Annotated in this window: 22 protein-coding genes; 7 read left to right on the forward strand and 15 right to left on the reverse strand. The window is 42.1% G+C overall.

Annotated elements, in window-relative coordinates; translation table 11 throughout:
- Nucleotides 1–60 precede the first annotated feature (60 nt).
- The gene (gene dapF, locus ACTG7Q_RS06795) at nt 61–885 is read right to left on the reverse strand and encodes a diaminopimelate epimerase (RefSeq protein WP_439242201.1); all 825 of its coding nucleotides are present in this window, start codon (nt 883–885) and stop codon (nt 61–63) included.
- Nucleotides 886–1078: 193 nt separating this feature from the next.
- Here dapF and clpB point away from each other — a divergent pair, with 193 nt between their 5' ends.
- The 5 genes from clpB to ACTG7Q_RS06820 all read left to right on the forward strand — a co-directional run bounded on the left by clpB (nt 1079) and on the right by ACTG7Q_RS06820 (nt 6527).
- Nucleotides 1079–3649 (forward strand): ATP-dependent chaperone ClpB, encoded by a 2571-nt coding sequence (clpB, locus tag ACTG7Q_RS06800; RefSeq protein WP_439242203.1) that lies wholly within the window; start codon nt 1079–1081, stop codon nt 3647–3649.
- 494 nt (nt 3650–4143) lie between these two features.
- Nucleotides 4144–4599: a TonB-system energizer ExbB gene (exbB, locus tag ACTG7Q_RS06805; protein WP_439242205.1), complete on the forward strand. Its 456-nt coding sequence runs from the start codon at nt 4144–4146 to the stop codon at nt 4597–4599.
- 18 nt (nt 4600–4617) lie between these two features.
- Nucleotides 4618–5004, forward strand: a complete 387-nt coding sequence (gene exbD, locus ACTG7Q_RS06810; protein ID WP_439242207.1) for a TonB system transport protein ExbD — start codon at nt 4618–4620, stop codon at nt 5002–5004.
- A gap of 1 nt (nt 5005) precedes the next feature.
- Nucleotides 5006–5794 (forward strand): cell envelope integrity protein TolA, encoded by a 789-nt coding sequence (locus ACTG7Q_RS06815; RefSeq protein WP_439242209.1) that lies wholly within the window; start codon nt 5006–5008, stop codon nt 5792–5794.
- A gap of 109 nt (nt 5795–5903) precedes the next feature.
- Nucleotides 5904–6527 (forward strand): DUF1919 domain-containing protein, encoded by a 624-nt coding sequence (locus ACTG7Q_RS06820; protein ID WP_439242211.1) that lies wholly within the window; start codon nt 5904–5906, stop codon nt 6525–6527.
- A gap of 13 nt (nt 6528–6540) precedes the next feature.
- On the opposite strand, the gene recR is transcribed toward ACTG7Q_RS06820, so the two are convergent.
- From recR to serC, 5 genes are all read right to left on the reverse strand, one after another.
- Complete coding sequence (gene recR, locus ACTG7Q_RS06825) at nt 6541–7140, reverse strand: recombination mediator RecR (protein WP_439242213.1); 600 nt, start codon at nt 7138–7140, stop codon at nt 6541–6543.
- A gap of 80 nt (nt 7141–7220) precedes the next feature.
- Nucleotides 7221–7550 (reverse strand): YbaB/EbfC family nucleoid-associated protein, encoded by a 330-nt coding sequence (locus tag ACTG7Q_RS06830; protein ID WP_439242215.1) that lies wholly within the window; start codon nt 7548–7550, stop codon nt 7221–7223.
- Nucleotides 7551–7647: 97 nt separating this feature from the next.
- On the reverse strand, nt 7648–8952 hold the full coding sequence (gene aroA / locus ACTG7Q_RS06835) for a 3-phosphoshikimate 1-carboxyvinyltransferase (RefSeq protein WP_439242217.1): 1305 nt from the start codon (nt 8950–8952) through the stop codon (nt 7648–7650).
- Nucleotides 8953–10059 (reverse strand): histidinol-phosphate transaminase, encoded by a 1107-nt coding sequence (hisC, locus tag ACTG7Q_RS06840; RefSeq protein WP_439242219.1) that lies wholly within the window; start codon nt 10057–10059, stop codon nt 8953–8955.
- 66 nt (nt 10060–10125) lie between these two features.
- Nucleotides 10126–11208: a 3-phosphoserine/phosphohydroxythreonine transaminase gene (gene serC / locus ACTG7Q_RS06845; RefSeq protein ID WP_439242221.1), complete on the reverse strand. Its 1083-nt coding sequence runs from the start codon at nt 11206–11208 to the stop codon at nt 10126–10128.
- A 200-nt stretch (nt 11209–11408) separates the two neighbouring features.
- Between serC and ACTG7Q_RS06850 the strand changes: the two genes are divergently transcribed.
- Nucleotides 11409–11753, forward strand: a complete 345-nt coding sequence (locus tag ACTG7Q_RS06850) for a DUF496 family protein (protein WP_439242223.1) — start codon at nt 11409–11411, stop codon at nt 11751–11753.
- 127 nt (nt 11754–11880) lie between these two features.
- On the opposite strand, the gene ACTG7Q_RS06855 is transcribed toward ACTG7Q_RS06850, so the two are convergent.
- From ACTG7Q_RS06855 to metF, 8 genes are all read right to left on the reverse strand, one after another.
- A complete protein-coding gene (locus tag ACTG7Q_RS06855) occupies nt 11881–13101 on the reverse strand; it encodes a DUF711 family protein (protein WP_439242225.1) in 1221 nt (406 codons plus the stop codon).
- A gap of 69 nt (nt 13102–13170) precedes the next feature.
- Nucleotides 13171–14262, reverse strand: coding sequence for a redox-regulated ATPase YchF (gene ychF / locus ACTG7Q_RS06860; RefSeq protein ID WP_439242227.1), 1092 nt, complete (start codon nt 14260–14262; stop codon nt 13171–13173).
- Nucleotides 14263–14272: 10 nt separating this feature from the next.
- On the reverse strand, nt 14273–14860 hold the full coding sequence (pth, locus tag ACTG7Q_RS06865; RefSeq protein WP_439242229.1) for an aminoacyl-tRNA hydrolase: 588 nt from the start codon (nt 14858–14860) through the stop codon (nt 14273–14275).
- A gap of 153 nt (nt 14861–15013) precedes the next feature.
- Nucleotides 15014–17116, reverse strand: a complete 2103-nt coding sequence (locus ACTG7Q_RS06870) for a TonB-dependent siderophore receptor (RefSeq protein WP_439242231.1) — start codon at nt 17114–17116, stop codon at nt 15014–15016.
- A gap of 24 nt (nt 17117–17140) precedes the next feature.
- Nucleotides 17141–19051: a Fe(3+)-hydroxamate ABC transporter permease FhuB gene (gene fhuB, locus ACTG7Q_RS06875; protein WP_439242233.1), complete on the reverse strand. Its 1911-nt coding sequence runs from the start codon at nt 19049–19051 to the stop codon at nt 17141–17143.
- Complete coding sequence (locus ACTG7Q_RS06880) at nt 19045–19899, reverse strand: iron-siderophore ABC transporter substrate-binding protein (protein ID WP_439242235.1); 855 nt, start codon at nt 19897–19899, stop codon at nt 19045–19047. The genes fhuB and ACTG7Q_RS06880 overlap by 7 nt, the downstream gene beginning before the upstream one ends.
- An 11-nt stretch (nt 19900–19910) precedes the next feature.
- Entirely contained in the window at nt 19911–20687 is a 777-nt protein-coding gene (locus ACTG7Q_RS06885; RefSeq protein ID WP_439242237.1) for an ABC transporter ATP-binding protein, read from the reverse strand.
- A 148-nt stretch (nt 20688–20835) separates the two neighbouring features.
- Nucleotides 20836–21714, reverse strand: a complete 879-nt coding sequence (metF, locus tag ACTG7Q_RS06890) for a methylenetetrahydrofolate reductase (protein WP_439242239.1) — start codon at nt 21712–21714, stop codon at nt 20836–20838.
- Nucleotides 21715–21900: 186 nt separating this feature from the next.
- Here metF and ACTG7Q_RS06895 point away from each other — a divergent pair, with 186 nt between their 5' ends.
- Complete coding sequence (locus ACTG7Q_RS06895; protein ID WP_439242241.1) at nt 21901–23823, forward strand: hypothetical protein; 1923 nt, start codon at nt 21901–21903, stop codon at nt 23821–23823.
- A gap of 55 nt (nt 23824–23878) precedes the next feature.
- Here the strand turns inward: ACTG7Q_RS06895 and ruvB are convergent, their stop codons facing one another.
- Entirely contained in the window at nt 23879–24886 is a 1008-nt protein-coding gene (gene ruvB, locus ACTG7Q_RS06900; protein WP_439242243.1) for a Holliday junction branch migration DNA helicase RuvB, read from the reverse strand.
- Nucleotides 24887–24892: the final 6 nt, after the last annotated feature.

The raw sequence follows: 24892 nt of genomic DNA on the forward strand, positions 1-24892 counted from the left end.
CGTGATGGGGTTAATTTCATCACGCATTTTTTACTTGGCAAAATTCAGAAAAAACATCCCCTAAAGTTTAATCACCCCATCATAAATATGGGTTGCCGATCCTGTCATATACAGTGGCTGCCCCTCCCCTTGCCATTCAATTTGCAAACTGCCACCGGGTAAATCCACTTGCACGTTGTTATCTAGCAAGCCTTGCGTAATGCCAACCGCCGCAGCAGCACAAGCGCCACTGCCACAAGCCTGTGTTTCGCCTGCACCACGTTCATACACTCGCAATTTAATATGTTGGCGATTGACCACCTGCATAAAGCCCACATTCACTCGTTCAGGAAAACGTTCGTGATTCTCGAGCAAGGGACCGAGTTGTTCCACATTGGCGGTTTGCACATCATCCACTTGCACCACGCAGTGCGGATTGCCCATCGACACGGTACCGGCGAACACGGTTTGAATCTCGGTTCGCAGGATATAATTTTTCTCAAATTTATTGGCAATAAACGGTATTTTTGCAGGTTGCCAAATAGGTTCACCCATATTGACTCGCACATTGTCATCGTCCAACACCGATAAAATCATTTTGCCTTTTGCGGTGCTGACCGCAATGTCTTTTTTATTGGTTAAGCCTTTGAGCGTGACAAAACGAGCAAAACATCTCGCTCCATTGCCACATTGCGACACTTCGCTACCGTCAGCGTTAAAAATGCGATAATGAAAATCTAAATCGGGATCGTAAGGCGGTTCCACGATTAACAGTTGATCAAAGCCAATTCCCCTATGGCGGTCGGCGAGTTTTTTCATCAATTCTTCGGGGAAATAGGCATTTTGCGTCACCGCATCCACCACCACAAAATCATTGCCCAAGCCGTGCATTTTTGAAAACTGCATTGTTTTCGTCCTTAAAATTCGTTGCTATTGTTAGGCATTATAATGGGCAATGGGCGTTGAGTAAATCTCGGTATTTGTTTTTAGCAGAAAGGCGATAAAAATCACAATTTAATTTAACATAATCCTTGAAATTGCCAAAATTGGGAGCATATTGATCTTGACAGTAACAACAACCTAATTTTAAGGAAATGCTATGAATATTGAAAAATTTACCACTAAATTCCAACAAGCCCTTGCCGATGCACAATCTTTGGCGTTGGGTAAAGATAATCAGTTTATTGAACCTGTGCATTTATTGACTGCACTGTTAAATCAGCAAGACGGTTCTATCACTCCGATTTTAACCGCATCTGGGGTGAATTTGAGTTTATTACGCAATGAATTAAATAATGAACTCAATAAGTTACCACGAGTATCAGGTAATGGCGGTGATGTGCAGATTTCTCGGCAGTTGGTGAATATTTTAAATCTTTGCGACAAAATCGCTCAACAGCAACAAGATAAATTTATTTCATCTGAAATTTTCTTGTTAGCCGCATTAGAAGATAACGGTAGCTTGAGCCAGATTTTACGCAAGTGCGGTGCAAAAAAAGAGAGTTTACAACAGGCGATTAAACAAATTCGTGGGGGGCAGAAAGTGGACGATCAAAATGCAGAAGAAAGCCGTCAAGCATTGCAAAAATACACCATTGATTTAACCGAACGGGCGGAAGCAGGCAAGCTCGATCCTGTGATTGGGCGTGATGAAGAAATTCGCCGTGCTATTCAGGTGTTGCAACGCCGTACCAAAAACAACCCTGTGTTAATTGGTGAACCGGGCGTAGGGAAAACCGCCATTGTAGAAGGCTTGGCACAACGGATTGTCAACGGCGAAGTACCTGAGGGTTTGAAAAATAAACGAGTGCTTTCCCTTGATATGGGGGCGTTGATCGCAGGGGCGAAATACCGCGGTGAATTTGAAGAACGTTTAAAAGCCGTGCTTAAAGAGTTGGCTGCCGAAGAAGGGCGAGTGATTTTATTTATTGATGAAATTCACACCATGGTTGGTGCAGGCAAAACCGATGGGGCGATGGATGCAGGAAATCTGTTAAAACCGTCTTTGGCTCGGGGCGAATTACATTGCGTGGGTGCGACTACGTTGGACGAATATCGTCAATATATTGAAAAAGATGCTGCTTTGGAACGCCGTTTCCAAAAAGTGTTTGTGGACGAGCCGACTGTGGAAGATACCATTGCGATTTTGCGTGGTTTGAAAGAGCGTTATGAGTTGCATCACCACGTACAGATTACTGACCCTGCCATTGTGGCAGCGGCAACGCTTTCGCATCGTTATATCTCGGATCGCCAATTGCCAGATAAAGCCATTGATTTAATTGATGAAGCAGCCAGTTCCATTCGCATGGAAATTGATTCTAAACCGCAACCATTGGATAGACTCGATCGCCGTATTATCCAATTAAAATTGGAACAACAGGCGTTGAAAAAAGAAGAAGACGATGCCAGCCGTAAACGCTTGGCAACCTTGGAAACGGAGCTAGCGGAAAAAGAACGGGAATATGCGGAGCTGGAAGAAGTCTGGAAAAGCGAAAAAGCCGCCCTTTCTGGTACGCAACATATTAAAGCAGAGTTAGAAAATGCTCGTACCCAAATGGAGCAAGCTCGCCGTGCTGGCGATTTGAATAAGATGTCCGAATTGCAATATGGCATTATTCCAAATCTTGAAAAACAGTTAGCGGAAGTGGATAAAGCTGATGGTAAAGAAATGACTTTGTTGCGTAATCGTGTAACAGATGAAGAAATTGCTGAAGTGCTTTCTCGTGCCACAGGGATTCCTGTTTCTCGCATGATGGAGGGAGAAAAAGAAAAATTGTTGCGAATGGAAGATGAATTACATAAACGGGTGATCGGGCAAGGTGAAGCCGTGGAAGCCGTTGCCAATGCCATTCGCCGTAGTCGGGCTGGGCTTTCTGATCCAAATCGTCCGATTGGCTCATTCTTGTTCCTAGGTCCAACTGGGGTGGGTAAAACCGAGCTTTGCAAGACCTTGGCGAACTTCTTATTTGATGATGAAGATGCGATGGTGCGGATCGATATGTCCGAATTTATGGAAAAACATAGCGTATCTCGTTTGGTTGGCGCACCTCCAGGCTACGTGGGCTATGAAGAGGGCGGTTATTTAACCGAAGCCGTTCGCCGCCGTCCGTATTCCGTCATTTTATTAGACGAAGTGGAAAAAGCACACCACGATGTGTTTAACATTTTATTGCAAGTATTGGACGATGGACGATTAACCGATGGACAAGGTCGTACCGTGGATTTCCGTAATACGGTGGTGATTATGACCTCTAATCTTGGTTCAGATTTAATTCAAGAGAACAAAGATTTGGGTTATGACGGCATGAAAGAAATTGTGATGTCCGTGGTGGGTTCACACTTCCGCCCTGAATTTATCAACCGTATTGATGAAACCGTGGTGTTCCATCCTCTTGCCAGAGAAAACATTAAAGCCATTGCTCAAATTCAATTAGCACGCTTAACTAAACGTATGGCTTATCACGGCTATCAATTACAATTTAGTGATGCCTTGTTAGATTTCATTGGTGAAGTGGGTTACGATCCAATTTATGGGGCAAGACCATTGAAACGGGCGATTCAACAAGAAATCGAAAATCCATTGGCACAACAAATCTTGTCGGGTAAATTGTTACCTGATCAAGTGATTACGGTGGATTATGTGAATGGTCAAGTGGTGACTGTTCAGTAAAAGGACAATCATGGACTTGAAATTTAAAATGAAAGGCTTATAATTAAAAAAGGTCGTGAGCAGGTAGCGAGCCTGCCCACTTCCTAGCCGTTTAGGCTATATTATTGAAAATTGCAATCAGTAAATCAAACACCGCTAATGTTCTTAAACTGATTGCCCCTACTAGCAGAATTGCTAGTATTATCAGAGCAATAATTTCTGATGCTTTCACATAAATCACCTCCTTAGTGCTATATTGCTAAGGCGGTTCTTGGTAACAAATAGGGCAAAGTGCTATTGGCGTAGCACTTTGCTTGCCCCATAGCACGAAAGGAATTATACACAAACCCCTGTCTATATGTCTAGGGGTTTGTTATTTTCTCCCCCTAAATTCTTGTTATTTTCTTGAAAATAAAAAATATTCTTTATCTCATTGGATGAATTTGCTACAATTCGCCATTCAATTGAAATTAATTATCAATTAGTTTTTTATTATTTAGACAAGGAAAGTGGCTATGCCAGCATTATTTGATTTTTTAAAAAGTTACAGTGATTTTATTATCATCGGATTACTCTGCTTAATGAGCTTTGTTATGGTTTGGTTTGTGATTGAACGTTATATTTTTCTGAGCAAAATCAAAGTCAGCAGTTACAGTAATATTCATGCTTTAGATATCGATCTTAATCGTCATTTAACCATCATTTCTACCATTGGGGCCAACGCACCTTATATTGGTTTATTAGGGACCGTAATTGGTATTCTATTAACATTCTATGACCTCGGTAATTCTGCTGGGGATATTGATGCGGCCGCCATTATGTTACATCTTTCTTTAGCCTTAAAAGCCACTGCTATCGGTATTTTAGTGGCGATTCCGTCCATGGTATTTTACAGTGCGTTAGGACGCAAAGTGGAAGTCAGCCGTTTAAAATGGAAAGCATTAAATAGCTCAAAACATATTGAACAATAATGACGGAGCCATGGTTAAATGAAAAAATTTGATGAAATTAACATTATTCCGTTCATTGATATTATGCTGGTCTTGCTGGCGATTGTATTGATTACTGCATCTTTTATTTCACAAGGGAAAATCCAGGTTAACGTGCCTAAAGCCTCACAAACCGTGGCTTTTAAGTCTGATGATTTGGCCAAATTATTAACCGTCACTGAGCAAGGTGAGATCTTTTTTAACGATAAGCCCATTACACAAGAGGCCTTAGAACAAGAAGTGGCCAGTTGGGATAAAACCCAGAAAGTGACATTAAAAGTGGATGCCAATGCGGTATTCCAAGATTTTGTGTCGATTACCGATTTAATGGCCAAAAATCAAATCACCAATGTCGCCATTGTGACCATGAAAGACAAAGGCAAGTAAGATGAAAAAAGATTCATTACTGGGTTTTGTCGGTTCATTTTGCGTTCACAGTGGATTAGTGGCGGCGGTACTCTCTCTTGTGGTGAATCAAGATACTGCCAACAATCAAGTGGCTGGCGTGTTAGATACCAGTATCTCCATGCAAATGATGATGGCCACGACGGTTGAGGAACCCGTGCCGGAACCCGAAGTGGAACCGCAAAAAGAACCCGAGCCGGAAAAAGTGGAGGTGGTTGCGGATCCAACCTTAAAACCAAAACCAGAAAAGCCGAAAGAACCAGAGAAGAAAAAAGAAAAGCCAAAGGAAAAACCGAAAGAGAAACCTAAGGAAAAACCGAAAGAAAAACCCAAAGAACCCGTAAATAAAGTGATTGCTAAACCTGATCCTAATGCCGTAAAAGCAGACGCTGTCAGGGAGGGAAATGCGGCGGTAAACTCACAAGCGACGTCAACTTCTAATAAAGCAACAACCAATAACCCCAATTTAGCGGGAAGTGGTAACAATACGTCAGAAATTAGTGCTTATCAAAGTGCCTTAAGACGTGAAATTGAACGCCATAAAAAATATTCTCAACGTGCGAAAATGATGAGAAAGCAAGGCGTGGTGGTGATTGTGTTTAATCTGGCTGCAGACGGTTCCATTAGTGGTGCCAGAGTATCAAAATCATCAGGCTCGGAAGATTTAGATAATTCTGCCTTGCAAGCAGTACAAAGTGCCAGATCCATTGGCCCTCGTCCTGCAGGCATGGGAAGTTCGGTTAGCGTGCCTGTACAATTTAAAATTCAATAGTCTATTATCTTAAAAGGCTGAATTCAGATAGGTTGAATTCAGCTTTTTTGTTGGGTTAAATATGATAACATAACCCCGATTAAATCAATTATTTTATGAGTGTTTAACCATGTTCAAGAAAATACAAAACATCATCAATAAACCTTTCCGTCTTGGCATTAATCAGTCAAATCAAGTGCGGTTAAAAAATGGCAATTTTTCGGTTATCTCGAGTAATTGCAACGGTGCCTTAATTTTGCATGATCTTCATCAGCCCTTTAATTCGCCGTTCGTTAATCTTTATCTAGAACCTGATGATTTTATTCGTTATTTGAGCAATATTGAATACTATAAAAATCAGCCATTAACCTTTGTAAAGAGCGAAAAACATTATCCTATCGGACAATTAGCCGATATTAAAATTCACTTTATGCACTATGCGACGGAGCAACAAGCCAAACAAAAATGGCAACAGCGTTCACAGCGGATCAATTGGGATAATCTGTTTATTATCATGACGGATCGTGATGGTTGCACTTATCAGCATTTACAACAATTTGACGCCCTCCCCTTTGCTCACAAAGTGGTATTTACCCACAAACCTTATCCAGAATTGAAATCTGCCTTTTATATCAAAGGCTTTGAGCCACAAGAACAAGTGGGCGATCTGTTTGATTATATGGGATGGAATGGCAAAAAATATTATGATCAGTTTGATTACGTGACTTGGTTTAATCAACAAGAAAGTGCATAACCATGCACTTTTGCTACAACTCTCGCCGTCCTAAAAAGGAGTGAGTTAATGTGGTGCCATCGACCATTTCCAACTCCCCCCCCACTGGAATACCATGAGCGATACGGCTCGCTTTAATGCCCTGTTGTTGGCAGATTTCCGCAATATAATTGGCCGTTGCATCTCCCTCAATGGTGGGATTAGTGGCTAAAATCACTTCGTTAAATTGTTCAGACTGCAAACGCTGTTGTAATAAATCTAACCCAATTTCTCGTGGACCAATACCGTCCAAGGGAGATAAATGCCCCATTAACACAAAATAACGCCCTGAAAATTGCCCTGTTTGTTCAATGGCTTGAATATCAGCTGGCATTTCCACTACGCAAAGCAAACCTGAATGTTGACGACGTGGGTTGTCGCAAATATTGCAAATTTCTTCTTCTGTAAAAGTACGACAATGAGCACAATGCCCAATTTTTGACATGGCATCCGTTAAAGCTCGAGCAAGATTCATGCCACCACTGCGATCACGTTGTAATAAATGATAAGCCATACGTTGAGCAGACTTTGGCCCGACGCCCGGCAAACAACGTAAATGTTCCACTAAATTTTCCAATAGCGGACTACTTTGCATAGAAATTCCTTAGAAATACACCGCACTTTTAAAAAAGTGCGATAAAAACGCCTCTCCCTCTGGGAGAGGTTGGGTGAGGGTTAGAACGGCATTTTAAAGCCAGCAGGTAAATTCATCCCTGCGGTTAAGCCTGCCATTTTTTCTTTTTGCAATTCTTCTGCACGACGAACCGCATCATTGAACGCTGCAGCAATTAAATCTTCTAGCATTTCTTTGTCATCTTCCATTAAACTTGGATCGATTTCAATACGGCGACAATTATGTGCGCCATTGACGGTAATTTTCACTAGCCCTGCGCCAGATTCACCAGTCACTTCCAGTTGAGCCACTTCTTCTTGCATTTTTTGCATGCGTTCTTGCATTTGCTGTGCTTGTTTCATCAAGCCACCAAGGCCGCCTTTTCCTAACATCTGTTATTCCTTATTTATTGATAAAAAGTGAGCGTATTTTAGCGTATCAACCGACTTTCTACAAGCGAACCGCAAAAGTAATAAAGTAACCTTACGGCTAATTCACTGTTGCCATGGCTAAAAATTCATCAAAAAAGGTCGGGAATGTTTTCGCCGTGCATTTTGGATCTAAAATAGTCACTTCCGTATTCGACAACGCAATCAAGGCAAAACACATGGCCATGCGGTGATCGTTATAGGTTTCAATTTCAGCATGTTTAAATTGATCCAAGGCTAACGGCTGAATGCGAATAAAATCATCTCCCTCTTCTACGGTTGCCCCAACCTTTCTCAGTTCTGTTGCCATTGCGGTTAAACGGTCAGTTTCTTTCACTCGCCAGTTATAAATATTGCGAATACAGGTTTCCCCTTTGGCAAACAGTGCGGTGGTGGCAATAGTCATGGCCGCATCAGGAATATGATTCATATCCATATCAATGCCCACTAAATCGCCTTGTTCCGCTTGAATGAAATCCTCGCCCCAAGTGATTTTTGCTCCCATTTTCTCCAATACATCCGCAAATAAACGGTCGCCTTGAATGCTGTTTTTCCCTACACCGGTGACTTTCACTTTGCCTCTAATCGCCCCTGCAGCTAAGAAATAAGACGCTGATGACGCATCCCCCTCCACTAAAAAATGGCGTGGCGATTGATATTGCTGATTGCCTTTCACAATAAAACGTTGATATTGTTGATTTTCCACGTTGACACCGAAAATCTGCATCATATTTAAGGTAATATCAATATAAGGTTTAGACACTAACTCGCCGATAATTTCAATTTCCATATAATCCGTGGCGAGCGGTGCAGCCATTAACAGTGCGGTTAAAAATTGCGAAGAAACCGAGCCATCAATCTTGACCTTTCCGCCTTTTAGTCCAGTATTACGAATAGCAATGGGTGGATAGCCATCTTGTTCTAAATATTGAATATCTGCCCCCGCTTGCAATAATGCCTCCACTAAATGCTTAATCGGGCGTTCTTTCATGCGTGGTTCACCAGTGAGCACAATCTCACTTGATGTCGCATTTGGACTGGCTAAACAAAGTGCCGCCGCAAGCGGTCGCATTGCCGTACCTGCATTGCCTAAAAATAAGGCTAGCCCACTTTGCCATTGAAATGCACCGCCTAAACCTTGCACTTCACAAACGGATTTATCTTCGGATAATTGATAATTTACGCCTAATTGTTTAAGGGCATTCAACATATGACGAACATCATCACTGTCTAATAAATTCGTGACTTTGGTCGTGCCGTTAGCTAAAGCAGCCAATAATAAAGCACGGTTAGATAGGCTTTTGGAACCGGGTAAATTGATCGTACCTTCAATGCGTGAAATGGGATTAAGTGTAATTTTTTCCATTTATAAAGCTGCCTTATGTAAAATTGTCTCAACTGCGGTGAAAAATCGTTGATTTTCTTCCGGCAAACCAATGCTCACTCGCAAATGATTTGGCATGCCATAACCGGCAATCGGGCGAACAATCACCCCCTCATGCAACAAGGCTTGATAAAGTGGCGCCGCTGGCTGTTTAAAATCAATGGTAATAAAATTGCCTTTAGACGGAATATAATCCAAACCATGCTGTTGGCAAAAAGTTTCGTAACGTTGCATTTCTAAACGGTTATTTTCCGCCACCTGTTGCACAAAAACATCATCTTTTAACACCGCAATGGCTGCCGCTTGTGCCAAACTGTTGACATTAAATGGCTGACGTACACGATTAAACAAATCGGCAATTTCAGGGTTAGACACCGCATAACCGATACGCAACCCTGCTAAACCATAGGCTTTTGATAGCGTGCGAGAAATCACTAAATTTGGGTATTTTTTCAACAATCCAAAAGAATCCACTCGTTCATGTTCTGCAGTAAATTCAGTGTAAGCCTCGTCTAATACCACAATAATGCGTTCAGGTACTTGACGTAAAAAATCGTCAATTTCAGTTTCAGTTAAAAAATTCCCCGTAGGGTTATTCGGATTAGCAATATAAATTAATTTGGTTTTGTCATTGATCGCCGCTAAAAAACCGTCTAAATCATGCCCCCAGTTTTTCGCCGGAATTTCACGAGCCACGGCATTAATGGCTTTAGTAATCAACGGATAAACAATAAACGCATATTGCGAATAAATAATTTCATCTTGTTCCGTAGCAAAGGTATGAGCCACTAATTCAATAAAATCATTGGAGCCGTTAGCCAAGGTAATTTGCTCTGGCTGCACCGCAAATTTTTCCGCAATACAATGCTTTAAAGCAAAGCCATTACTGTCGGGATAACGAGTGAGTTCATCAAGCTGGTTAATAATCGCTTGCTTGGCACTTTCCGGAAAACCGAAAGGATTTTCATTGGACGCCAGTTTAATAATATTGGTAATGCCCAATTCTCGTTCTAATTCTTCAATGGGTTTGCCTGCTTGATAAGGAGACAAGGATTGCACCCCTTGGTTGGCTAAAGGTAAAAATTTCATAAAAATTGACCGCACTTTAGGTTAAGTAAATTGGGCGAATGCTCGCCCCAATAGATAGATTAAATGTTAAGCGTTTTCTTGTGCAAATTTCTGCATAAACGCAATTAAGGCTTGTACCCCATCAATCGGCATTGCATTGTAAATAGATGCACGCATGCCACCCAAGACTTTATGGCCTTTTAAGGCTTGCAAGCCGGCTTGAGTGGCCTCGGCAACAAATTTGGCATTCAGTTCGTCATTATCCGTGGTAAAGGTGACATTCATAATAGAACGGTTTTCTTCTGCCACATAATTACGATAAAAACTGTTATTGTTCAAATAATGATATAACAATTCTGCTTTGGCACGATTGCGTTGTTCAGCTGCATCCAAACCGCCTGTGGCTAACAAATGTTTAAACACCAAACTACAAAGATACCAAGCAAAGGTTGGGGGCGTATTAATCATAGAATCGGATTTCGCTTGTACTGCATAATTCCAAATAGACGGCGTTTCCTTACGAGCATGACCGATTAAATCTTCACGCACAATCACCAAAGTAATCCCCGACGGCCCCATATTCTTTTGAGCACCGGCATAAATCACACCAAATTTGCTAATATCAATATGACGAGAAAGAATATCAGAGGACATATCCGCCACCAAGACCGCATTGCCCACATTTGGCACATCAAAGATTTCCACCCCGCTAATGGTTTCATTGGTGCAATAATGTACATAATCATATTGTTCGGCAATATCGGTAAAATCCAAGCGTTCTACTCGCAAAGTGCGGTCAGAATTTAAGATATTTACTTCATCAACATGAGTAAAATTCGCCGCCTCTTTGGCTGCCACAGATGACCAATGTCCATCCACCAAATAAAGGGCTTTGCCTTTGTTATTGGCTAAATTCATTGGCACCGCCGCAAATTGCCCCCTTGCACCGCCTTGTAAAAACAAGACTTTATAATTATCTGGAATCCGAAATAATTCACGTAAATCTTTTTCACACTGCGTGATCATTTCCATAAAATACTTGCCACGATGGCTCACTTCCATCACTGACGTCCCCTGTGCTTGCCAGTTTACTAATTCGGCTTGGGCTTGTTCTAATACGGCGGTCGGGATCATTGCGGGACCGGCACTAAAATTAAAGATTTGTGTCATGGCGACTTCCTGTGTTTAATGTTGCATTTTCTATTAAAATAATTGTTATGTTTTACCACCACAACCGCCGATAGGCAACGAATTTTTCACGAAATCCCCTGAAAAAATTGATCTTAACCATAAATTCTGCATTAACACTTTGACGAAACTGACAAAAAAGGATAAATTAAGCTATCTTTTTTAATAGTGAGTACAAAATTATGGAAAATGTGAATAAACAATCCTTCCAAGACGTTTTAGAATATGTGCGTTTATATCGTCAACGTAATAAGTTGTTACGTGAAATTGGCGATAACGATCGTAAAATTCGTGATAACAGAAAACGTTTATTATTGCTTGAGAATTTAAATGACTATATTCGTGATGATATGAATATTGCCGATGTACGGGCCATTATTGGTAATATGCACGATGACTATGAGGGCCGTGTGGATGACTATATGATCAAAAATGCCGATCTTTCCAAACAACGTCGTGAAATCAAAGCAAAAATGAAAGAACAAAATAAAGCACATGCGGCCTTGTTAGGCAAAAGTGAGAAATAATTTTTTGTTCATCCGATTACATTAAGATTCTGTTTCTCTACTTAATCGTTGAGAAACAGACTCTTTTTATTAAGCATACGGTACTGTTAAAATAACAATTTTTTGGGGAGCGTATACTCCCCATTCATTACACGCCTAAAATCCGGCAATTACACAAATCAACGCTGTCAAATTCAGTTAATTCACCCACTTGTTTATGGGGAATCGGGAACAGACGCACGGTCAAGGGTTTATTTAAGCGAAATGCCATAGTGCCAGTATCTCGCATTAATGCGGCGATTTGTTCAACCGTTACATTGCCCGCCACTGGTACGGTGTCTAAACCAATGCCACAGACAGCGCTATAAGTGAGCAAGGCACGAATATCAAATTGCTGTTTTTGTGTGCCGTCAGCCAGACCTAAATCTTCCGTCACAGCGAGCATTAAACCTGAAAAGCCCACTAACGGCACATATTGCACGGATTTAAATACTCGGGTTAATAATGACGAGGCCTCTACCGTGCCGGCTGCGCCAAAATACGGCACGCCCATTAGTTCATACACTTCTGTCATGGAGGCACAATTTTTTGATGGCGCAGCGGAGCTGTCCATTCCCGCAAACTGGAAATGCAACGAATCTTGCACGGAATTGACCGCACTTAACACTTCATCCACATGATATTGTAAGGCTTGTGACATGGTCTCATAACATTGTTGGAAGAACGCATTGTGTTGGGTTGGCGATAGTTCTTTTAATACAGCGACTAATAAATCAGGGGTTTCCAAGCCGATCACAAAACTATTTGGCAACTGACTAGAATGATAACTGGCGGGGAAATAAGGAATAAACGGCTTGCAGTTAAAATTCACGGTAAAATTAAAATTGCCCTCGCCACGAGGCGTGATTTCCGCAATGCGTTTGACAGCTTGAGCAGATTGCAAAATCAAATCGTTGTTTAAAATACCATTTTGATCTAATTCCACATTGACACAGGCATTGCATAAATCGCCATAATCCGCAATAAGTTCAGGCAACAGAGCGATTTCTTCCGCCGTTTTGGCTTCACCAATGGCAAAACGGATCCGCAATCCGCTGTCGTTAAGCTGTAATAACAGCTCTTTCAAATAAGCTAAATCTTGTTTAGCGCTGGCTAAACTGGTGAGATCCAAATATTCGCCAAAGCTGTTAGTGACAATGCGAATAGATTGTACGGTATAGCCTTTTTGTTGAATGGCAGGCACGAGAATATCAAATTCCGCTTTGGCTTGATTTAACGCACTGAGCCACTGGTTTTTATCCTTGGTTAGGGTTAAAAAAAGCGTAATGGCACGCACTCGACACAGGGCTTTGTGTTGATAAGTTTGCATATTTTTCCTTTAAAATAAAAAATTACCGCACTTTAACCATATCAAAGTGCGGTAATAAATAAAGTAGTTTTACACATTAAAACGGAAGTGCATAACATCCCCATCTTGCACAATGTAATCCTTGCCCTCAAGTCGCCATTTGCCCGCCTCTTTTGCGCCATTTTCGCCTTTGAATTGGATGAAATCATCATAGGCGATTACTTCGGCACGAATAAAGCCTTTTTCAAAGTCTGTGTGAATCACGGCGGCAGCTTTCGGTGCGGTTGCCCCCACGGAAACCGTCCACGCACGCACTTCTTTCACGCCTGCGGTGAAATAGGTTTGTAGATTTAACAAGGCATAACCTGCACGAATCACACGGTTTAAACCCGGTTCTTCAATGCCTAAGTCTTGTAAAAATTCGACTTTTTCATCATCTTCTAATTCCGCAATTTCTGCCTCAATCGCCGCACACACAGGCACCACGACTGCGCCCTCTTTTTCCGCAATGGCACGCACTTGATCTAAATACGGGTTATTTTCAAAGCCATCTTCATTCACATTGGCAATGTACATGGTCGGTTTTAAGGTTAAAAAATTATAGCCTTTAATCGCAAAAAGTTCGTCTTTATCTAAATTAACTTCACGAATCATGCCTGCATTTTCTAACACAGGCAGGATTTTTTCCATAATGGATAATTCAAATTTAGCCTCTTTATCACCGCCTTTGGCTCGTTTTTGCAAGCGTTGAATGGCACGTTCACAACTGTCTAAATCCGCTAACGCCAATTCGGTATTGATAATCTCAATATCGTCTGCAGGGTTGATTTTGCCTGCTACGTGAACAATATCATCGTTCTCAAAACAACGTACCACGTGTCCGATAGCATCGGTTTCACGAATGTTGGCTAAAAATTTGTTGCCTAAGCCTTCGCCTTTGCTTGCTCCAGCCACTAAGCCTGCAATATCCACAAATTCCATTGTGGTTGGTAATACCCGTTCAGGTTTGACAATCTCTGCCAACGCATCTAAGCGTGGATCGGGCATTGGCACGACACCCGTATTTGGTTCAATGGTACAAAACGGATAGTTTGCCGCTTCAATACCTGCTTTGGTTAATGCGTTGAAAAGGGTTGATTTTCCGACATTGGGTAAACCCACGATACCACATTTAAATCCCATTTTTTATTCCTTACTCTGCTTTAAAACTGTTTAATCGGTTAGTGGCTTTTACCACACCGTCTTTGAATAATACGTCCACACAACGACAGGCTTCGTCAATGGCGGCGTTGATTTTTTCCTGATCTTTTGGGGCAGCTTTGCTTAAGACATAACCCGCCACCAATTCTTTACTGCCGGGGTGATCAATGCCAATACGAATCCGATAGAAATTTTTGTTATTACCTAATACCGCAATAATATCTTTCAGCCCGTTATGCCCACCGTGTCCGCCACCTTGCTTGATTTTCGCTACGCCACAGGGTAAATCCAGCTCATCGTGTGCCACGATAATTTGTTCAGGTTGAATACGAAAGAAATTGGCTAATGCCCCCACCGCTTTACCGCTTAAATTCATAAACGTGGTTGGCACAAGCAACCATACATCACCAAGTGCGGTGGAAATCTTGGCAGTTTTACCAAAATATTTATTGTCGTCTTTCAGGCTGACATTATGTGAACGAGCAATTTCATTGACCAGCCATTCCCCTGCGTTATGACGAGTTCCCTCATATTTTGCCCCAGGATTGCCTAATCCGACAATTAATTTGATTTCAGACATAGATGATTCCGTTAGTCAAAAATAGGGGGATATTATAGCGGAAAATTTGCGTTTTTACACGGTATTCCGATGTGATGTTTTCATATCCCTAAAAAACAAAAGGACTAAATCCTGTCTGATGCCAGATTTAGTCCTTACCTTATGGAAGATTAATTAGAATTTATAACTCAAATTCCCCGTAATACGGCGTTCTGCACCGTAATAGCAGTAAGTATCGCAACCTGCCACATAACGGCGATTACCCGCATTATCCACATTTACTTGAGCATTCCAGTTTTTGGTAATGTCATAACGTGCCATTAAATCTACCACGGTGGCTGATGGTACACGGGCGTGCGAGTAAAGCGAATAGTTTTTCGCTGTCACGCTATAACCGATATAACGAATACCTGCCCCAACAGTTAAACCATTTAAAACTCCATTATCAACGCTGTAGGTTGTTTTTGCGGCGATAACATTGGTTGGAATCAATGGTTGACGTGTTTTTTCGCCAGTGGTTTGAGATTTTGATTCAGATTTGGTGTAAGTGTAAGCTAAAGTCGCTGCCCAGTTTTTCGTGAGATTGACATCGGCTTGCAGCTCAAATCCTTTACGGTAAATTGGATCAGCACTGCTTACGGTTGCCCCAATACCGTTGCTAATTAATGCACCCGTATCTTTCGCACGGAAACCTGCCAAAGAAATTGAACCGTCTAACCATTCTGGTAAATATTTCAAGCCTAATTCATATTGGCGAGTAATATTCGGATCGTAAAGGCTTTGATTGCCACTTAATCCCACTGGTAAATTGAATGATTCGCTGTAACTGAAATAGGGATTTAACCCGAACGGTGCTTCATACATAAATGATGCGTTGTATGAAGTATGGTTATTTTTCACCGTTTGCGTACTAGTATATTCATCTTGTTTTGCACGGTCATGACGTACCCCAAAGCCTAAAATATAATGTTCCGCAAAACGAGCAGTATCTTGTAAATAGAAACCTAATTGACGAGATTTAATTTGTACGTGCGGTGCAGCACTCACATCTTGAGCTTGATTCCAACCTGTTGACGGGGCAAATACATTGGTTGCGGTTGTGCCACCGAATAAGGTGTAAAGTGCATCGACTTTGTTATGACGATAGTCTGTTCCTACTACTAAGGTATTTTTTAACCAGCTATTATCATAATTCCACGTCACATAGTTGTTGGTGGAATGGGAAAGGGCTTTACCGTCATTGAATACCACACCACGAGCTAACGCATAGCCTACCGCACTTGGTGCAAGTGGTGCCCAGTTCGCATTATAAGCAGATGGATAAGCGTAAGATCCACGGTGGAAATTATCAATATGGCGATAAGCATAGCTTGAATTAACGTTCAAACCGTTGCCGAAATCGTGGCTAAATTCGTAACCAAGGTTGTATTGGCGGTTGGTTTCGGTATCATTAACAGGATCACCTAAGTTGGTATTACGGTTGATATAGCCGTTTGGTGACGGCACTAAGGTTCCCTCTTGTGGTAAGAAGTTGGAGCTCGGCACACCGTGATCACGCTGATAGCTAGTTAATAAGGTAAAACGGGTTTTGTCGCTAATATCCCACGTCAAGGTTGGGGCGATATAAAGCGTGCCATTTTCCGTATTTTCCCAGTCCCCTTCACGGTGCAAATAGCTCGCCACCACACGATAACGCAGACTTTCATCATCGCTGATTTTACCTGTGTAATCCGCACCAAAGCCGTATTGATTATGGCTACCAAAGGTGGTTTTAAATTCGCCGTGACCGATATTTTCTTTGTGAGCTCGTTTAGTCACATAGTTAATTAAACCGCCCGCATTGGCGGCACCAAAGGTTTGAGAATCTGCGCCTTTGGTGATTTCAATGGCTTCTAAACCGAAACTGTCCACATAAGGGGTGAAAAAGCCGTAACTAAAGGTTGGCAAGCCGTTGACCGCTTGGGAGACTTCCGCCCCACGCACTCTAAACCAGTTGGTATTGGTGTCGTTACCAAATACTTGGTTGGCAAAAGCTGCTTGATAGCGAGCGATTTCATCCACTTTGTCCACATTTTGGCTGTCAAGTTGTTCACGAGTCACTGCCACCGCCGATTTGGCTTGGTGGAATGGCACTTCGCCCATACGGAACATTGAGCCGTCTGTGACCACATCAATTTGATCCAGTTGATCGTTTTTTTGATCCGCCGCTATGGCAGTACCTGCCATACCAATTAGTACTAATTGGGCTGCTGCTGAATAAACAAAGGTTTTTTTCATTTTACTTTCCTTTTAAAAGTTAGGTTACATTTTACGCATCATCACTAAGAAATAACTGCCACCCAGTAGGGTTGCTACTAGACCTGCAGGAATTTCATAAGGGAATAAGATTTGACGACCGAGCCAATCGGCAACAATCATCACAGTCGCCCCCAATAACACCGCACCACTTAGTTGAGCTTTGGGTTTATGCCAACCGAAGAAATGAGCCAGATGAGGGGCGAGCAAGCCCACGAAACTCAGCGTTCCAATGAGCAAGGTTGAGGCGGCGATTAATACCGCAGAAAATAGCATTAAAATCCACCGCACTTTGGCTAAATTTAAGCCTAGGGCTTGAGCGGTCGGGTCTTGCAACGCCAGCAAAGATAGCCAGCGGTGCAAAGGTAAACTGAATAAAAATAACACCAACGCCAACAATAGCGAGCCAATGGCTAAGGTGGGCGTAGCTTGATAGGTGGATCCTGATGTCCACGCCAATAATTGTTGCCATTTGTAATCGCCCGATGCTAGCACTAAACGTCGTACCGCATCAAACAAGGCGGCAATGCTAATGCCTGTTAATAGCACTTTTTCGGGCAATAATTGGTGGCGTAAATTTAGCCCAATAATCAAGCTCAACACCAACAATGCCCCGATCACGCCAGCCAGCCAAAATTGCCCTTGGGTTGGGGCAGCAACGAAAAAGATCACCAGTAAAATACCAAACGCCGTTCCCGAGGTAATACCCAATAATTCAGGGCTTGCCATTGGGTTATGGCTTAAACGTTGTAATAAGGTGCCAGCTAAAGCCAACATAATACCAGCTGAAATAGCGACCACTACGCGTGGATAACGCAAGGATAAAAGTGCCGTATTCCATTGCCAACCTTGTGAAGATTTGCCAAAGAGTAACGCCACAAAAATGGCGAATAACATCAAGCTCAACAGCAAAACCGCGGTGAATTTTGTGGCAGTTTTATGGCGAGCGATAGCATCCTGTTCCCCTTGCAAACGTCCGTTATGTTTCATATTAAACATTAACCACAGCAATAACGGCGTGCCGAGTAAAGCAGTGAAAGCCCCTGTTGGCAGTTGGGTATGCCAATAATAGTCAATCAGTTGCAAAATGAGATCGGTGATTAACAGCAACATCGCCGCTAAATAAGCAGAAAGCACTAAGCGAGAACGCAAATTGGTCAGAGCAAATTGTCGTACTAAACTCGAGGCTGCCAAGCCAATAAACCCTAACATACCCACACGGCTGACCACGATTGCCACTAAAAAGGCGGAAATCACGACACCTGCAAAACGAATCAGATTGACGGGTACGCCCAAACTTTTCGCATTGCTGTCATTTAAGGTCAGAATTTGCAACGGGCGGAGTAATAACGCCGTGCAGACGATGGCTAACCCTAATTGCCACAGCAACTGCAAGCTATCATACCAACTTTCTTGCACTAAGGATCCTGCTCCCCACAACAATAAACCACGGCTTTCTTCGGGGTAAAATAACATTAACACAGCGGAAAATGAGCCTAAATACAGGTTGACCACAAGCCCTGCCAAAATCATTAATAACGGGGATAAGGTTTGTCGCCACGCCAACAAGAAAACCAACGCCAAGGCGGATAATGCCCCAATCAGAGCGATAAGCACCGATCCGAGCGAAAGAAACTGCGGTGCAAAAATGGCGAGAATAAATAAGGCAAATTGCGATCCTGAGCTAACCGCAAGGGTATTATCCGATGCCAGTGGATTGTTAATCACTTGCTGTAATAAGGTGCTGGCTAAACCCAATGCCGCCCCAGCTAAGATTGCCATTGTCAATCGAGGTAAGGTGTAGTTGCTATAAAGAAGCGTAGCAAATTCGTTTGAGCCGTTTAATTGCAATAGGGAAAGCCAACTGAGCAATAAAAGTGCGGTGAAACAAAGGGCGATATTCAGTTTTTTTACCATGATTCACCGCCTTGTTTTAATCCTTGGGCTAATCGTTCGGCAAAAATACGAGCTGATGGCAATGCACCAAATGTCCAAGTGGCAGGCAAAATTAACGGATCTTTTGACAAGTTCAACTGTTGCCATAACGAATTATATTGCAATGCTTTTTCTACATTCGCAGGGTGGGGCTTCACCACAATTAATCGGGTGTTGGCAGGCAATTTAGCGAGTTCAGTAATTGCCAAATTTTCCGATCCCCATAGACTGCCGGTGTTAGCCCAAGCATTGCTAAACCCCAATTTTTCAATTACCGCACCAAATAAGCTACGGTGACCATAAAAACGTAAATGGCGAGCGTCAATAAATTGCACAATCGCTAATGGGCGTTGTTGATAGGATTCAAGCTCGGTTTTAAGCTGTTCAAAATAGGCAAAAGTTTGTTCAATCAATTTTTCGGCGTTTTCCGATTGCGAAATTAACGCACCGATTTGTCGGGTGGCATGTTGCATATTTTGCCAAATATCGCCGTCTTGATAAAAATTGACTAAATGGGTGGGGGCGAGCGGTTGTAGGCTTTCGCTTAAATTGGCAAAGAAATTGCTGTTAATAAACATATCCACCTTGATTTGCGACAGCATTTCTTTATTCGGCTGCATCCGCAGACCAAGATCAAGGGTGCTTGCAGGCAGTTTTGGCTCACCGACCCAACGTTGATAACTCGGTTTATCACCAATCGCCACGGGCGGATTATCCAAGGAGATCAGGGTTTCTGCTACCGTCCAATCTAAGGTGGCAACAGGTATTTGAGACAAAACCTTTAGGCTCAATAAGGAAATAAACAGGCTTTTTAATAAGATTTTTAGCATCGCATTTCGCCTTAATAAAAAACCACTGGGGCTTGCGTATTAGGGTGAGCGATAACATTTAATTGCAAACCATAAATTTGTTGTAAAGAATCAGGGGTAATGAGTTGTTCAGGTGTGCCTTGAGCCAACAGTTTGCCTGAGTGTAAGGCGATCAATTCATCGCAAAATGCCGCCGCTAAATTCACATCGTGGATCACGATCACCACGCCTAAACCCAACTCTCGGCTGAGTTTTTTGATAAGTTGCATCACTTCCACTTGATGGGCAATATCTAACGCTGCCAAGGGTTCATCAAGCAATAAAAAACGGCTTTGTTGAGCCAAAAGCATTGCCAGCCAAATGCGGGAACGTTCACCACCTGATAGCACATCAATTTGTTGATCGGCAAATTTCTCCGTATGGGTTAAAACTAAGGCATTTTGCACCGCAGTTTGATCCTGCTGTGGATTGCTTTTTAACAAACCATTCCACGCATAACGTCCAAGAGCGATTAATTCTCTGGCGGTGAGTTGGGTGTTGGTGGGCAAATGTTGTGGCAAATACGCCACTTCACGGGCAAACTCACGACTTCCCCAATGTTCAATAGCTTGATTATTAAGCAGAATTTGCCCTAATGAAGATTTTTGCTGGCGAGCCATTAATTTGATTAAGGTGGATTTACCCGACCCATTGTGTCCAATTAAGCCATACACTTTGCCGAGCTCAAATTGTAAGGAAATCGGGGAAAGCAGTTGACGAATACCCGTGGCAGTGGGAATGGCGAATGATACCTGATCTAATTGAAACACAAAAAACCTAACAGAAAAACCCGAAAATAAAGGTTGAGCATTTTAGTCGGATTTTGTATAAAATGCAAACGATTTTTATTAGATATTTTATTATGTCTATAAGAAAATCCTAAGAAAGCATTTTTACCGCTTTCTTAGGATAAATACATTACGGTCGCACACCCAACGTATGGCAAATCGCATAAGTCAATTCGCTACGATTTAAGGTATAAAAATGGAAATCGTTCACGCCCTCACGAGAAAGCACACGCACCATGTCTATTGCCACACTGGCAGCAACTAGATTACGAGTAGTTTGATCTTCATCTAAGCCCTCATACATCTTAGCCAACCAACTTGGGATTCTCACATTGGTGACACTCGACATTTTCTGTAACTGTTTGAAATTCGTCACCGGCAAAATACCCGGTACAATTTCGGCATCAATCCCAATGGAGGCGCAACGATCACGGAAACGTAAATAGCTTTCCACATCAAAGAAAAATTGGGTAATCACATGATTGGCCCCCGCATCAATTTTGCGTTTTAAATTAATCAAATCTGCTTGAGCGGATTTCGCCTCTGGGTGTACTTCAGGATAGGCTGCCACGGAAATATCAAAATCGGCCACATCACGCAATAACGCCACTAAATCTGAGGCATAAAATGGCTTTTTCTCGTAGCCTTTGGGTTCATCACCACGCAATGCCACAATGCGGCGAATGCCACTGTCCCAGTAGTCTTTGGCAATTTGGCGCAGTTGTTCAGGCGTGGCATCAATGCCAGTTAAATGCGGCGCCGCCTCTAAGCCCGTTTGTTGTTTGATACTTTTCACAATGCTGTGTGTGCGATCCCGCTCGCCTGAATTGGCCCCATAAGTGACTGATACAAATTTCGGGTTGAGGGTTTTCAAACGGTGAATAGATGCCCACAAGGTTTCTTCCATTTTCTCTGTTTTCGGGGGGAAAAACTCAAAGGAAACGTTAATTTTGCCGTCTAAATCAGCGATATGTTGGTTTAATGTATCAATTTCTTTGGCGTAGCTCATAATTTCACTCCTGTTATCCATATTCCATCAATGTGTTTCATGAGATATAAAGTAAAGCAATCATAAACATGCGTCAATTTCAAAAAATTCACTTTTTTTATGAATTGAATTCATATAAGTGTTATTTGTAGTCACCTCACAAATTCGCTATACTTTCACCAGATAAATGCACTCATTGGGAACCTCATGAACAAAAAAATTAAATTCTTACTCCGCTTTTCTACGGTCGCCCTCGTGGTGGGGATTGCGGCGCAATTTTATACCAATTATCAAATCGATCAGACCATTAGCAAATTTCCTTACCAGTTAAAAGATCAATTTAATATTAACGTCACCGAAAGTAACAGTGACTTTTTCACTCGGGATTTGACCTTTAGTCTTGAGCAAAACGATCAAAAAACCGATTTTATGCACACAAAATTAACCGCACTTCCGTTGATGATTAGTGCGGAATCGGAATTTAATCCAACCTTGATTAAAAAATTAAATGAGCAATTAAATATCACCATTGATAAAAACACCATTACCAGTCAATTTTCGGTGTTTAGTGATGGGTTAAGCTCTCGTATGCTGACCGAATTTCGTGATGGCACCAATAAATCACAAACCCTAGACACAGAACTTTCCTACGATATTCAATCCAAATCCATTGCATTACAAACGGAATTATCTGGTTTCAACTATGATAAATTGTTGAAAATCACGGAGTTGAAAGGCAATTTCTTATTAACCACGCTTAGCGATAATTTATATGATTTAATCAGTGCGGATGTCAAAACCAAAAAAATTGATATCAATTTATTAGACGGAGACAATACCCATATTGGTCTGGTCAAAGGGCATTATATTATTCATAAAAAGATCGCCGAACAGGGCTATGATTTAAATCAGCAGCTCAATCAGCAAGGGATTTATCTGTCGAACAGAAACACAAAATCTGATGACGATAAAGTGCGGGCCGAAAATGTGGCATTTTCCATTAATCGTCAAGGGATCCCGTCGCATATCTCGTTACCTGAGCAGTTAAAACAGCTACAATCTGAGCAATTTAATTTAACCGAATTAACCAAACAATTTTTTGATTTTGTTTATAATAATCAAAAAATGGACAGCAAACTTTCGGTAGAACGGTTTATTTTGCCTGAAAATGAAAAGGCGATTTTGGATGCCAAAGAAAGCCAGTTTGTTTTTGCCTCTGACCATCAAAATAAACAAGATTCTACATTAACATTTAATGCCAATGTGAAAAATCTGACACTCAATCAAGACAACGATTTTGCCTTGTCTAGCACAAATTTTGCCACAGAAAACAAAATTGCCCATTTTAATGTGGACGATTATGTGGCATTTTTAACCCAATATTTGCCCACCAGTTTACAAAGCAAACAAGCGCCACAAAAAGATCATCCGAAATTTTTGGCGGATTTAACCAAACTGGCGGAAAATACCCATTTCCAATTAGAAAGTGCGGTGAAAACGCAGGCTATTTCGGTAAAAGATCAGGGAACCGCTGACAATGTGCAATTAACCTATCGTACTGATGTCAAAAAAGATCTGTTAGCGACACAATATCATTTGTCGTTGGATAAACTGGCGTTAAATGAAGAACAGTTACAGTTCAGCAAATTGCACTTAGATCTCCCCACAGAAGAATTACTGACGCCTCATTTTAAGCAAGCCTATTTGTGCCAATTCTACGCCGCAATCTGTGTTACCCATTTATCCATGGAGAGCTATCTAAAAACCGCCACGCCTTATTGGGAAACGCCAATCAAGGTGTCCAACGCTACGATTTCTGCTAACCTTGACACCTATCCGACAACGAGCAAAGCCATGCCAGTCAGTGTCAATCTCAGCGCAGAGTTGCCACAAGGTTATTTAGGGATCTTGCTTGGTAATCGAGAAAATAGCCAAGTGAAATTGGATATGACCGTGGCGGAAGATATGGCAAAAGGCGAAAAACCACAAACCGACTTTTGGCAGTATGCAGTGCCTGCCGTACAAGAACTTTTTGAATTAAAAGATGGTAAATATCATCTTGATTTTCAATTAGATAATGGCAATATGCTGTTTAATGGCAAACCGTTTGATGCGGATCTGGTGGATTAAGAAAACCGTAAAACAGGCTATCAAACAGGAAACGCTCTCCCCCGTTTCCTGTTTCTTATTCCGTTAATTTTTCTAAGCCAAAATGGCGATAAGTATGGCTTGTGGCAATGCGTCCCCTTGGTGTACGTTGCAAAAAGCCTTGTTGGATTAAATACGGCTCCAAGACATCTTCAATGGTATCCCGTTCTTCTCCAATGGCGGCGGCAATATTGTCTAACCCCACGGGACCGCCGTCAAAACGTTCAATAATCGAGGTTAAGAATTTGCGATCCAAATAATCAAAACCGGCCTGATCAATATCCAACATAGACAAGGCTGCATGGGCAATATCCGCAGAAATCACACCGCGGTTTTTGACATCCGCATAATCACGCACACGGCGTAATAGACGGTTGGCAATCCGTGGTGTGCCTCTTGAACGGCGAGCAATTTCAAGGGCGGCGGATTCGGATAATTCAAGATTTAAATACTTCGCACTGCGTGACACAATAAAGGTTAAATCCTCTACTGAATAAAATTCCAAGCGTTGCACAATACCAAAACGATCACGCAATGGCGACGTGAGCGATCCTGCTCTTGTAGTTGCCCCAATCAAAGTAAAGGGTGGTAAATCCAGTTTAATCGAACGAGCAGCCGGCCCCTCGCCAATCATAATATCCAGTTGATAATCTTCCATGGCGGGATATAACACTTCTTCAATGGCGGGCGACAAGCGGTGAATTTCATCAATAAACAGCACATCATGGGGTTCAAGATTGGTGAGCATAGCCGCCAAATCCCCCGCTTTTTCTAGCACTGGGCCGGATGTGGTGCGGATATTGACGCCTAATTCATTGGCCACAATATTTGCTAACGTGGTTTTTCCCAACCCAGGTGGACCAAACACCAACAGATGATCCAAGGCATCTTGGCGTAATTTTGCCGCTTGAATAAAAATCTCCATTTGCGACCGAACTTGCGGCTGCCCGACGTAATCTGCCAACAATTTAGGGCGAATAGCACGATCTACCGCCTCATCATCTAATTTTGCCACGCCACTGATCAGGCGATCTGCTTCAATCATGTTCTA

It is taken from the genome of Lonepinella sp. BR2474 (assembly GCF_051851555.1).
In the GTDB taxonomy this organism is placed as follows: Bacteria; Pseudomonadota; Gammaproteobacteria; order Enterobacterales; family Pasteurellaceae; genus Lonepinella.